Annotated in this window: 10 protein-coding genes and 1 pseudogene; 2 read left to right on the forward strand and 9 right to left on the reverse strand. The window is 60.1% G+C overall.

Translation table 11 applies throughout. The features are described from left to right. Window positions 1–26: 26 nt before the first annotated feature. The 3 genes from EGM97_RS12205 to EGM97_RS12215 all read right to left on the reverse strand — a co-directional run bounded on the left by EGM97_RS12205 (window position 27) and on the right by EGM97_RS12215 (window position 3,095). Entirely contained in the window at window positions 27–1,640 is a 1,614-nt protein-coding gene (locus tag EGM97_RS12205) for an NAD(P)/FAD-dependent oxidoreductase (RefSeq protein WP_238960947.1), read from the reverse strand. Between the two features lie 106 nt (window positions 1,641–1,746). Next, window positions 1,747–2,421: a COG3650 family protein gene (locus tag EGM97_RS12210; RefSeq protein WP_238960955.1), complete on the reverse strand. Its 675-nt coding sequence runs from the start codon at window positions 2,419–2,421 to the stop codon at window positions 1,747–1,749. 74 nt (window positions 2,422–2,495) lie between these two features. Continuing rightward, the gene (locus EGM97_RS12215; protein WP_238960946.1) at window positions 2,496–3,095 is read right to left on the reverse strand and encodes a short chain dehydrogenase; all 600 of its coding nucleotides are present in this window, start codon (window positions 3,093–3,095) and stop codon (window positions 2,496–2,498) included. A gap of 103 nt (window positions 3,096–3,198) precedes the next feature. Here EGM97_RS12215 and EGM97_RS12220 point away from each other — a divergent pair. Continuing rightward, window positions 3,199–4,106 (forward strand): annotated as a pseudogene (locus tag EGM97_RS12220) (LysR family transcriptional regulator). 72 nt (window positions 4,107–4,178) lie between these two features. Here EGM97_RS12220 and EGM97_RS12225 read toward each other — a convergent pair. The 5 genes from EGM97_RS12225 to EGM97_RS12245 all read right to left on the reverse strand — a co-directional run bounded on the left by EGM97_RS12225 (window position 4,179) and on the right by EGM97_RS12245 (window position 9,186). Next, a complete protein-coding gene (locus tag EGM97_RS12225) occupies window positions 4,179–4,880 on the reverse strand; it encodes an ABC transporter ATP-binding protein (RefSeq protein ID WP_053153070.1) in 702 nt (233 codons plus the stop codon). Continuing rightward, window positions 4,881–5,648, reverse strand: coding sequence for a high-affinity branched-chain amino acid ABC transporter ATP-binding protein LivG (livG, locus tag EGM97_RS12230; protein WP_238960945.1), 768 nt, complete (start codon window positions 5,646–5,648; stop codon window positions 4,881–4,883). It lies immediately after the preceding gene. Next, window positions 5,645–6,910: a high-affinity branched-chain amino acid ABC transporter permease LivM gene (locus tag EGM97_RS12235; RefSeq protein WP_238960944.1), complete on the reverse strand. Its 1,266-nt coding sequence runs from the start codon at window positions 6,908–6,910 to the stop codon at window positions 5,645–5,647. The genes livG and EGM97_RS12235 overlap by 4 nt, the downstream gene beginning before the upstream one ends. Further along, entirely contained in the window at window positions 6,907–7,830 is a 924-nt protein-coding gene (gene livH, locus EGM97_RS12240) for a high-affinity branched-chain amino acid ABC transporter permease LivH (RefSeq protein WP_238960943.1), read from the reverse strand. Before livH ends, EGM97_RS12235 begins: the two co-directional genes overlap by 4 nt. Before the next feature lie 228 nt (window positions 7,831–8,058). After that, on the reverse strand, window positions 8,059–9,186 hold the full coding sequence (locus tag EGM97_RS12245; RefSeq protein WP_072387707.1) for a branched-chain amino acid ABC transporter substrate-binding protein: 1,128 nt from the start codon (window positions 9,184–9,186) through the stop codon (window positions 8,059–8,061). Between the two features lie 340 nt (window positions 9,187–9,526). Between EGM97_RS12245 and EGM97_RS12250 the strand changes: the two genes are divergently transcribed. Then, window positions 9,527–9,832 carry a DUF2288 domain-containing protein gene (locus tag EGM97_RS12250; protein ID WP_238960942.1) on the forward strand — a complete coding sequence of 102 codons (306 nt, stop codon included), beginning with the start codon at window positions 9,527–9,529 and terminating at the stop codon, window positions 9,830–9,832. Window positions 9,833–10,129: 297 nt separating this feature from the next. On the opposite strand, the gene EGM97_RS12255 is transcribed toward EGM97_RS12250, so the two are convergent. After that, entirely contained in the window at window positions 10,130–12,307 is a 2,178-nt protein-coding gene (locus tag EGM97_RS12255; protein ID WP_238960941.1) for a hypothetical protein, read from the reverse strand. Window positions 12,308–12,446: the final 139 nt, after the last annotated feature.

Below are 12,446 nucleotides of genomic sequence, written 5' to 3' on the forward strand. Positions count from 1 at the left end.
AGCAAGCTCGCTCCCACAAGGGGGAGTCAGGCCTTGAGGCCGAGAAGATCCCGCGCCACCGCCTCGGCAATCCGGATCCCGTCCACGCCTGCCGACAGGATCCCGCCTGCATAACCGGCGCCTTCACCCGCCGGGAACAGGCCCTTGACGTTCAGGCTCTGCAACGATTCGTTGCGAGTAATGCGCAGCGGGGACGAAGTGCGGGTTTCGATGCCGGTCAATACGGCGTCATGCAGCGAATAGCCGCGAATCTGTTTCTCGAACGCCGGCAGGGCTTCGCGGATGGCTTCGATGGCGAAGTCCGGCAGGGCCAGCGCCAGGTCACCCAGCGAAACCCCTGGCTTGTAGGATGGCTCGACGCTGCCCAGGGCGGTGGACGGTTTGCCGGCAATGAAGTCGCCCACCAATTGCGCCGGGGCCTCGTAGTTGCTGCCGCCGAGCACGAATGCGTGGGATTCCAGGCGTTCCTGGAGTTCGATCCCGGCCAGCGGTCCGCCGGGGTAGTCCACTTCCGGGGTGATGCCGACAACGATGCCGGAGTTGGCATTGCGCTCATTGCGCGAATACTGGCTCATGCCGTTGGTGACGACGCGATTTGGCTCGGAGGTGGCCGCCACCACGGTCCCGCCCGGGCACATGCAGAAGCTGTACACCGAACGACCGTTCCTGGCGTGGTGCACCAGTTTGTAGTCGGCGGCGCCGAGTTTCGGATGGCCGGCGTATTTACCCAGGCGCGCACTGTCGATCAGCGACTGCGGGTGTTCAATGCGGAAACCCACCGAGAACGGCTTGGCTTCCATGTACACGCCACGGCTGTGGAGCATGCGGAACGTGTCGCGGGCGCTGTGGCCCAAGGCCAGGATGACGTGCCGGGAGTAAAGCCGTTCGCCGCTGGCCAGTTCCACGCCGACCAGTTGGCCGTCTTCGATCAGGACGTCGGTTACTCGCTGCTGGAAGCGTACTTCGCCGCCCAAGGCGCGAATCTGCTCGCGCATGTTTTCCACAACGCCTGTCAGGCGGAACGTACCGATATGCGGCTTACTGACGTACAGGATTTCTTCCGGCGCGCCGGCCTTGACGAACTCGTGCAGCACTTTGCGACCGAGGAACTTCGGGTCCTTGATCTGGCTGTAAAGCTTGCCATCGGAGAACGTCCCCGCGCCACCTTCGCCGAATTGCACGTTGGATTCAGGGTTGAGCACGCTTTTGCGCCACAGGCCCCAGGTGTCCTTGGTGCGCTGGCGGACTTCAGGCCCGCGCTCGAGGATGATCGGCTTGAAACCCATCTGCGCCAGCAACAGCGCTGCGAAGATCCCGCATGGGCCGAAACCCACCACAATCGGCCGCTCGCTCAGGTCTGCCGGTGCCTGGCCGACCATTTTGTAGCTGACATCCGGTGCTTCGTTGACGTTACGGTCATCGGCGAACTTGCGCAGCAGGCCGGCCTCATCGCGCACCGTCAGGTCGAGGGTGTAGATGAAGCACAGTTCGGAGGATTTCTTGCGCGCGTCGTAGCTGCGCTTGAACAGGGTGAAGTCGAGCAGATCATCGTTGGTGATACCCAGGCGCTGCACGATGGCAGCGCGCAGGTCTTCTTCGGGATGATCGATCGGCAGCTTGAGTTCGGTGATTCGTAACATGACGGGATCCGGTTCGCGGGGCGCACAACTGCGCCAGGGCGTTCAAACCGGCGATTATAAGCTGCAATCCGCAACGCCCGTGAGGTTAAAACGGTTGCTCGTCGAATCAGTCGTCGCGGGCACCACCGAAGTAGGCGCAGCCGCGCTGGACCTGGCCGTTGACCCGGATTTCGGCGCTCATGTGCTGGACGCTTCCGGTGAGGGGATCGATGCAGCGTTGCGGCGCGACCCAAAGTTCGACTTTCTGGCCGTTGGCTTCGGTGCTGAGGTTGAAGCGGCCATCACCCAATTGCTCTTCAAGGTAGGGCACCGCCAGTGTCGGCTGGCCTTCACGCTCCAGGACCATGCCCTTGCCGCTGGCGTTGAGGCTCCACTCGGGGCCATGGCCGGCGGCGCGCAGGACCAGCCGCTTGAAGTTCTCGTCATCGCACGCCGTGCTCGAACGTTCCAGGCGATACAGTTGCTCTACGTTCAACTGGCTGTCCGTACCAGCCGCTGCGCTGGAGACAATAGGGCCTCGCATATCGGCAAACAGCTTGCCCTGGTCATTGGCCAGGGTCGCGGCTTGTTGCAGCACGCTGGTAGCGCCACTGTCGTTGACGAGGTAGCGACGCTGTTCCTGGCACGGTTGGAAAACCAGCTTGCCATCGGCTGCCGTGAGCTCGCCCTGCATGCGCGTCTGGCCAGCGTGAGATGCGCTCTGACGGGGACCGTCGAGCAACTGGCAGCCAGCGAAAAGCGGTAGGAGGGCGACAAACAGAACGGAACGGGCGGCACGCATCATTGGGTCTCCAGACAGGTGCCGCCACGTTACTCAGACTGGTCCTACACCACAACCCGTAGGCGAGCTCTTATTTAACCGACGTGAAAGGTCTGGCCGGTTTGCAGGCCTTCGACGCTCTTGGCGTAGGCCAATGCGACATCGGCGGCGGCCACCGGTTTGTAGCCGCGGAAATAGGGAGCGTACTTGTCCATGGACTCCAGCAGCACGTTCGGGCTTACCGAGTTGACTCGCAAGCCCCTCGGCAACTCGATGGCTGCTGCGCGGACGAAACTGTCCAGGGCGCCGTTGACCAAGGCCGCCGAGGCGCCGCTCTTGATCGGGTCATGGCTGAGCACGCCACTGGTGAAGGTAAAGGAGGCACCGTCATTGGCGAATTCCCGGCCGATCAGCAGCAAATTGACCTGGCCCATCAGTTTGTCTTTCAAACCCAGGGCGAAGCTTTCTTCGGTCATGTCGCCCAGCGGCGCGAACGTGACACTCCCGGCAGCGCAGACCAGTGCATCGAAGCGCCCGGTTTTCTCGAACAGGGCGCGGATCGAGGCGCTGTCGCTGATGTCCACGTGCAGGTCACCGCTGTGGCGGCCGATGCGGACGATTTCGTGACGCGGCGACAGTTCGTTATCGATGGCCGAGCCGATGGTGCCGTTGGCGCCGATCAACAGAATTTTCATGGCGGATCCTCAATGAATTGAACGAGTTTTCAGTCTAGAGGGAATCTTTCCGGCGATAATCGTGCTAATAGGCAACCTTTGGTTTTCAATTGGAAACAATCCGATGAGCGAGATGGATGACCTGGCGGCATTCGCGGTGTTGATCGAGGCGGGTAGTTTTACGGCGGCGGCCCAGCAATTGGGGTGCAGCAAGGGCCAGTTGTCCAAGCGCATCAGTCTGTTGGAGAAGCGTTTTCGGTCGTATTGCTGCAACGCACCACGCGCCGCCTGTGCCTGACGGCGGCAGGAGCGGCCTTGCTCCCCCAAGCTCAGGCACTGTTGATCCAAGTGGAGAGGGCGCGTCAGGCGTTGGCCCGGCTGAAGGACGAAATTTCCGGGCCGGTGCGTATGACGGTTCCGGTTTCGCTGGGAGAAACGTTCTTTGACGGATTGCTCACGGAGTTTGCCCGCGCCTATCCCAACGTGCAGATCGAACTGGAACTGAGCAACGGCTACCGCGACCTGTCCCGGGAAGGCTTCGATCTGGCGATCCGTTCCGACGCCGCCATCGATGAACGGCTGGTGGCGCGACCATTGCTGGCCTGGCATGAAATGACCTGCGCCAGCCCGGCCTATCTCGATCAATACGGCGAACCCCAAACGCCCCAGGCGCTTGCCGAACACCGTTGCCTGCTCAACAGCCACTACAGCGGCCGGGAAGAATGGCTGTATCACCAGCGGCATGAATTGCTACGTGTCCGGGTGTCCGGACCGTTTGCCAGCAATCACTACAGTCTGTTGAAAAAAGCCACCCTGGCCGGTGCCGGAATCGCCCGGCTGCCCTCGTACCTGCTTAATGAAGAATTGGCTGATGGACGCCTGCGCTGGCTCCTACGGGATTTTCAGACCCGACGCATGCCGATGTACCTGGTACACCCGTATCAGGGTGGGTTGCCCAAGCGCACCCAAGTGCTGGCCGACTACTTGATTGACTGGTTCAAACGCAGCGGCGAGGCCTTGGATCGCCTTTAGCCAGCGCTGCATAAAAACGATGTGGGAGCGAGCAGGCTCGCTCCCACAAAGTGGCCTTCATCAAACACGAACTCAACCGCCCAGATACGCCTCTCGTACCTTCGGATCGGTCAGCAGCGCTTCACCGGTGCCTTGCATCACCACCCGGCCGTTTTCCAGCACGTAGGCACGGTCAGCGATTTTCAGCGCCTGGTTGGCGTTCTGCTCGACCAGGAACACCGTCACGCCGTCCTTGCGCAGCTGTTCGATGATGTCGAAGATCTGCTGGATGATGATCGGCGCCAGGCCCAGGGACGGCTCGTCGAGCAGCAGCAGCTTGGGTTTGCTCATCAGCGCACGGCCGATGGCGAGCATTTGCTGTTCGCCGCCGGACATGGTGCCGCCTCGCTGGGTAAAGCGCTCTTTCAGGCGTGGGAAAAGGTGTAGCACCTTGTCCATCTGTTCCTGATAGTCGCCCTTGTCGGTGAAGAATCCGCCCATGGCGAGGTTTTCTTCCACAGTCAGCCGGGCAAATACCCGACGGCCTTCCGGTACGACGGCGATGCTCTTGCGCATGATATGCGACGAGTCCTGGCCTACCAGTTCCTCACCCATGTAGCGGATGCTGCCGCTGTGGGCCCGGGGCGAACCGCAGAGCGTCATCAGCAGAGTGGACTTGCCGGCGCCGTTGGCACCGATCAGCGTTACGATTTCGCCCTGGCGGACTTCCACGTTGACGCTGTGCAGGGCCTGGATCTTGCCGTAGAAAGTGGAAACGTTTTCGAACTGCAGCATTTACGCTTCCCCCAGGTAGGCTTTGATCACTTCAGGATTGTCGCGGATCTGCTCCGGCGTACCGTCGGCCAGGGGCGTGCCCTGGTTGATCACGACGATATGGTCGGAAATGCTCATGACCAGCTTCATGTCGTGCTCGATCAGCAGTACCGTGACATTGTGCTCCTCACGCAACACGCCGATCAGGGCTTTCAGGTCTTCGGTTTCCTTCGGGTTCAGGCCGGCGGCCGGTTCGTCGAGCATGAGGATCCGCGGGCGGGTCATCATGCAGCGGGCGATTTCCAGGCGACGCTGCTGACCGTAGGCCAGGGTGCCGGCGGTACGGTTGGCGAATTCCTTGAGATTGACCTTTTCCAGCCAATACTCGGCGTACTCCATCGCCTCGCGCTCGCTCTTGCGGAACGACGGGGTCTTGAACAGGCCGGCAAAGAAGTTGGTGTTCAAGTGACGGTGCTGGGCGATCAACAGGTTCTCGATCGCCGTCATGTCCTTGAACAGCCGCACGTTCTGGAAGGTGCGCACCACGCCCTTGAGGGCGATCTTGTGGCCCGGCAGGCCCTGGATCGGTGCGCCATCGAGCAGGATGGTGCCGCCTGTGGGCTGATAGAAGCCGGTCAGGCAGTTGAACACGGTGGTCTTGCCCGCGCCGTTCGGCCCGATCAGTGCCACGACCTGTTTTTCTTTCACGGTCAGGGCCACGCCATTGACCGCCAGCAGGCCGCCGAAGCGCATGCTCAGATTTTCGACTTTGAGGATCTCGCGGCTCATTTGTGCGGCTCCGCTCGTAGTTTGAGTTCGGGGCGTTGCATAGGCAGCAGACCTTGAGGACGCCAGATCATCATCAGCACCATCAAGGCGCCGAACATCAACATGCGGTATTCGCTGAATTCACGCATCATTTCAGGCAGCAGGATCATCACGATCGCGGCCAGGATCACACCCAACTGCGAGCCCATCCCGCCCAGCACGACGATGGCGAGGATGATCGCCGACTCGATGAAGGTGAAGGATTCCGGCGTCACCAGGCCCTGGCGGGCAGCGAAGAAGCTGCCGGCGAAACCGGCGAAGGCGGCGCCGAGGGTAAAGGCCGACAACTTGATCACGGTCGGATTGAGACCCAGTGCACGGCAGGCGATTTCGTCTTCGCGCAACGCTTCCCACGCACGACCGATGGGCATGCGCAGCAGGCGGTTGATAACGAACAGCGCAGCCAGGGCCAGCAGCAGTGCGACCAGGTAGAGGAACACTACCTTGCTCACCGGGTTGTAAGTCAGCCCGAAGAACTCGTGGAAGGTCCGCATGCCTTCGGCCGCTGTACGGTCGAAGCTCAGGCCGAAGAACGTCGGCTTGGGGATGTTGCTGATACCGTTGGGACCGCCGGTGAGGTCGGTGAGGTTGCGCAGGAACAAGCGGATGATCTCGCCGAAGCCCAGGGTCACGATGGCCAGGTAGTCACCCCGCAGCCGCAGCACCGGGAAGCCCAGCAGGAAACCGAAGGTGGCCGCCATCATCCCGGCGATGGGCAGGCAGATCCAGAAGCTCAGGCCGAAGTAGTGGGACAGCAGCGCGTAGCTGTAGGCACCGACTGCGTAGAAACCCACGTAGCCCAGGTCCAGCAGCCCGGCCAGGCCGACCACGATGTTCAGGCCCAGTCCCAGCAGGACATAGATCAGGATCAGCGTGGCGATGTCCACCGCGCCCCGGGAGCCGAAGAACGGCCAGACCAGGGCAACCACGATCAGGCCGACGATGATCTGGCGCTGGGTGCGTGGCAGAGTCAGGAACTGGCTGACCTTGGGCGAAACCAGCGGTCCGCGATTGGAGCGGAATAGGGTACCGACCTGTTGGCTGAACAGCACCCGCAGGAACATCAGTACCGAACACAGGGCAATCACGCCCAGTGTCAGGGGACCGGTGCCGTGTACTTCGAGGTTGACCCCGACGATGCTCAGCTTGAGGCCCAGCACGGGGAACGCAACGGCCCAGACCAGCGCGGCGCTGAACAGCGCCTGTTTAAGATATTTGTTCATACTTTCTCAACCTCCGGACGGCCCAGGATGCCGGTCGGCCGGAACAACAGGACCAGGACCAGGAGACCGAACGCCACGACGTCCTTGTACTGGTCGCCAAAGATATCGGCGCCGAACGCTTCGGCTACCCCAAGCACCAGCCCGCCGAGCATCGCGCCCGGAATGCTGCCGATGCCACCCAGTACCGCCGCGGTAAAGGCCTTCAGGCCTACCAGGAAACCGGCGTTCGGGTTGATCACGCCGTACTGCATGCTCAGCAGTACCGCGGCGACAGCCGCCAGCGCGGCCCCGATGACGAAGGTGAGGGCGATGATGTTGTTGGTGTTGATGCCCAGCAGGTTGGCCATCTTGATGTCCTCGGCGCAGGCGCGACAGGCGCGGCCAAGGCGGGAACGGGAGATGAACAGGGTCAGCCCGAGCATGGCGACCAGGGTCACGACGAACACCAGGATCTGCATGTAGGACACCAGGACTTCTTCGGCGCCGCCCGGGCCGAAGGAGAAGCTCCCCGGGATCAGGTTGGGAATCGATTTGTCTTTGGAATCCTGGGACAGCAATACGGTGTTCTGCAGGAAAATCGACATGCCGATGGCGGAAATCAGCGGGATCAACCGGTTGCTGTTACGCAAGGGACGATAGGCAACGCGTTCGATACTGTAGCCGTAGGCACTGGTTACGATGATCGATGCCACGAAGGCGGCGGTCATCAACAGCGGCAGTGAATCGATACCCATCATGGCCAGCCCGGCAAGGGCGATGAAGGCCACGTAGGAACCGATCATGTAGACCTCGCCATGGGCGAAGTTAATCATTCCAATGATGCCGTAAACCATTGTGTAGCCAATGGCTATCAAGGCATAGGTGCTGCCAATGGTCAGGCCATTAACCAGCTGTTGGAAAAAATGATAGATCTCAGGCATTACAGCGCTCCTAAAAACCCGATACGCATTTCACTGGTGGAGTCATGTTCCGGCCCGGTGCTGTGTTCTCTGATCACATTTGCTCCAAGCGTTTGCCAGCGAACCGCTGGTGACGGTTTTAAGATTTTCAGGTGAACCAGCGCCCGGATCGCGGGTGCCTGGCCCATAAACCTCGTAAAACAAAGCCCACTGCTTGCACAGTGGGCTTGTTGACCAGTAATGCCTGGCTTACTGAGGGGAGACTTCAGTTTTCGGCTTGTTGAAATGCCATTCGTAAACCACGAACTTGAAGTCCTTCAGGTCGCCCTTCTCGTCGAACGACAGGTCGCCGGTCGGCGTCTTGAAGGTGCCTTTGTGGATGGTTTCGGCGACCTTGGCGGTGTCGTCGCTCTTGGCGGCCTTGATGCCTTCGGCGATCAGTTGGACCGCGGAGTAGGCCGGGAACACGAACGGACCGCTTGGATCCTTGCCGTCGGCCTTGATGGCGTCGACGACGGCCTTGTTCGCCGGGTCGGCATCGAAGGACTTCGGCAGGGTCACCAGCAGGCCTTCGGAAGCGTCCTGGGCGATCTGCGAAATGGAGTCGTTACCGACACCTTCAGGCCCCATGAACTTGGCTTTCAGGCCCTTTTCCTTGGACTGACGCAGAATCAGGCCCAGTTCAGGGTGGTAGCCGCCGTAGTAGACGAAGTCGACATTGTTCTGCTTGAGGCGCTGGATGATCGAGGAGAAGTCCTTGTCGCCGGCGTTCAGGCCTTCGAACACGGCCACTTTCACGCCTTTGGCTTCGAGGGTTTTCTTCACGGCGCTGGCGATGCCTTCACCGTACTGCTGCTTGTCGTGCAGGACAGCCACGACTTTCGGTTTGACGTGGTCGGCAATGTAGTTGCCGGCGGCAGGGCCCTGGGCGCTGTCCAGACCGATGGTGCGGAAGATCATCTTGTAGCCACGGGCGGTAATGTCCGGGCTGGTGGCGGCCGGGGTGATCATGATCACGCCTTCGTCTTCGTAGATGTCCGAAGCTGGCTGGGTGGAGCTGGAGCACAGGTGGCCGACGACGAACTTGACGCCATCGTTGACCACTTTGTTCGCCACGGCGACGGCCTGCTTAGGGTCGCAGGCGTCATCGTATTCCTTGACTTCGAGCATCTTGCCATCGACGCCGCCCTTGGCGTTGATGTCCTTGACGGCTTGTTTAGCGCCAACGAATTGCATGTCGCCATATTGGGTGACCGGACCGGTCTTCGGACCGGCGATGCCGATCGTGATGGTGTCGGCGGCGAACGAATGGCTGGCAACCCCGGCCAGAACCATAGCGGCAAACAGTTTGGAAATCTGCTTAGTAGCCTTAGTCATAGTGCTCCACTCATGCTGTTGTAGTTTTTATAGTCCTGGCGCCGCAGCGGCAGAACCGGGTCAGATATGCTGGATATCCCCACGGAAAATGCCCCCGGCAACTGTACCGGTACAGTGTAGAGCGCCCGTTGTTGGCAAGGGAAGCTGGCACTTGGGGACAAAATCAGAGGGTGTCGCTTTATTGAAATAAAAAGACAGAAAAGCGGCGGGCGGTGTCCGGTCTAATCGGCAATCCCTGGCAATGCTGCTTCTATTCAATGGTGACTCCTGTTGCTACCGGGTTTTTCTGCCGGACCACCGACGTTATCATTCGCGCCGATTTCTTTTCCGGACAGTGCCCATGAATCAAGAACCTAGCACCCTCTATGCCAAGCTGCTTGGTGAAACGGCTTCCATCACCTGGAAGGAGCTGGAACCGTTCTTCGCCAAGGGTGCCCTATTGTGGGTCGACCCGGCACTGGATTTGATCGCTGCCGCCGAGGCCGTGGCTCAGGACGAAGGGGATAAAGTCGCTGCCTGGCTGGCCGCCGGGCATGTCGCCAAGCTGTCTGAAACGCGGGCATTGGATTTCGTGGAGCGCGATCCGCTGCTTTGGGCAGTGGTGGTTTCCCCTTGGATCCTGATCCAGGAGAGGGCGTCGAAATGATCGATGCACCAAATAAGTGCGCTTGTTGAGTGAGAGGAAGTGTGTAGCTGAGTAGCGTGATGGCGCCGTGCCGTGGTGAAACGCCACAGGGGAGGGTGACGTATACGTAACGGGAACAGTTTATGGAGCAGCCGGTGGGCTGCTTAATTGTTTCTGAATGTTGTAATGCTTACGGATTCGAGATCGCTATCGCGAGCAGGCTCGCTCCCACAGGGACCGCGTCCATCAGGAAGAAACACGGTCAAATGTGGGAGCGAGCCTGCTCGCGATTCGGGGCGATGCGATACCAAGCCTGGCTCAGTAAGTCCGCCCAGTATGGTTATTAAGGGAAATAACCTTGGTCTTGCCGATGCGGTGCCGGTAGATCTCGCGCAGGTACTTGATGGCCTTCTTCACGCAGTCCCGGGACAGGCGGATATCGTTGATCGAAACGAACTTCTCCTTGTCGCTGATCAGCTCGCGATATTTCTTTTCGTACATCGGCTTGATCGCATACCAGTTGGTGTCGAGGATCTTCGCCGGGTTCTCGAATTCGTTGAGCAGCTCATCGATCCGCTCTTCATCGAACTGCTCATTGATGATGAAGTCCAGGATCGAGTTGTCCAGGGTGTCGTCGAAGCGATACGGGTTGCGGGCAAAGCAGCGTTTGATGAAGGCCACGATCAGCGTCAGGAAATCATCCGACAGGCAGGGGCTCTTGGCGATCAGGGTGGTCAGCGACAGGTTGGCCGAGGCGCCGATCACCAGGGCATAGCGCTTGAGGGTGGTGTTGGGGAACAGGCTGTTGAGGTGGGTCTTGAGCCGGTTCAGGTCCATATAGGACAGCTTGTAGTCCTTGGGCAGCGAGACGATGGAGACCACCGACGAGCAGTTCTTGAAGAAATGCAGGTCGTGCAGGGCCGCGGCATCGTAGCCGGAGTTCTTGTACTGCTCCAGCGAGGCGCGGTAGCGCTTGGATTCGATCGGCAGCAGGCTGATGCCTTCGATGGCCTGGGTCACCTTGTTGAAATGCGGTAGATCGATGGAGCGGAAGAACAGGTCGTCGATGTTCAGGCGTGGCGGCTCTTTATCGAACACCTTGAACTTGTCGTTGCTGGGCGCCGGGGTTTCCGGAACGACGGATTCGGCGTAGGCGATCGCCACCGGGCCGGCCAGGCTCATGAACAGGTCGTTGGCATCCAGGCGGATGGTTTCGCCGATGTCGATACCGGCGCGACGGAAATAGTTCTGGTCGTAGTCGGTGGTCACGGCCTGGGCCGTCAGGATGTTGAAGATCTGCTGGGAGATGTACTGGTTGGCGTGCTTCTCCATGGCATTGACATCGATGTTCTGGATGTTGCCGTCATCGCTTTCTTCGGCGTAGCGCATGATGTCGTTGGAAATCAGCATCATGGCGTTCCAGGGACGGATACGGCCCATGACGCTGGCTTCGCTGCTGTCTTCATTGGCGAAGTTGTACGAGAAATCCCATTCTTCCGAGAGATATTTGCACAGCAAACGTCCGGCGTTGATGTGCAATGCCTCGGACATTTCGCTGCGATGATCGGAAATGTTCGGCAGCACGCAAATGCCGCTGGTGAAGATCGGCTCGAAGACGAAAGAGTGGCCGCTCTTGCTGTCGTGCTCGTCCATCGGCTTGGTGTCGAACGTCTTGTTCATGTAGGAGTACTGCTGGGCCAGGCCGAACTCCGAAGCCATGCCCGAACCGGTACCGCCGCCGGCGCTGAAGATCGAGAAGTACAGGCGCGACTGGTTGGCCTTGATGCCGCAGCTGTCGATCAGGTACGAGTGGATCATTTTCCAGTCAGGGCTGGAAAAGCGCTGGGTGTCCTTGTTCAGGATGATCTTGGCCAGGTATTGGCCCAGGATGGGGGCGTTACCGGCACCCCCGGCATGAACCTCCGACAGGTCCATGATTTTCATTTTGCTGTAGTCACGCAGGAAGCCGCTTTTTTCGCCCTTGCGCGAGAAGCGGATGCGCCCGGCGATGTCCTTGTCCAGGTCGCCGAGCATGACCAGAGGCTCCACCAGGAACACCGGCTTGGTCGCCTTGCCTGTGCCCAGGCGCAGATTGTTGCGGATCCACTGCGCAGGCCGGTAGCCCTTGTCGTTGTAGCCCTTGTCCTCGGCGTTGAATTCGTTGAGGTAGAACTTGCGGGCGTTGTACACCAGCTCCGCCACATCCAGGGCAATGTTTGAGCCGCATCGACCCAGGCCGATCAGGCACACCGACGGGAATTCCTGCTGGTCGCGTTCGCTTTCCTCGTCCACCAGATGCGGAGGGCGCGGGAACACGGTGTCACGCAGGCCGTCGAGGTTATCGAGGATCCGGTCGGTGTTGGTTTCGGTGAAGTACAGGTACTGTTGGGACGACAGGGCGCGCAGGCCACCCGGGGACTTTGAGGTTTCAGGGCCGTTGGCGGCCGGGCTCAGAGTCAGATCGGATAACGCAGTGGTGGTTTTTTTTGAGGTCATGGTGCGCGTATGCCTGAGCTGGTCGGCTCGACAATCGTTGTTATCGAACCATCGCTGATGGGAGCTCGCGTCCTGGTCGGCGCGAAGGTCGGCCCGAGTCTTCAGGGCTGCCGCCTGATAGCGCTCGAGTGAATCTATT

Source organism: Pseudomonas sp. AF32 (assembly GCF_022342325.2).
Taxonomy (GTDB): domain Bacteria; phylum Pseudomonadota; class Gammaproteobacteria; order Pseudomonadales; family Pseudomonadaceae; genus Aquipseudomonas; species Aquipseudomonas uvaldensis.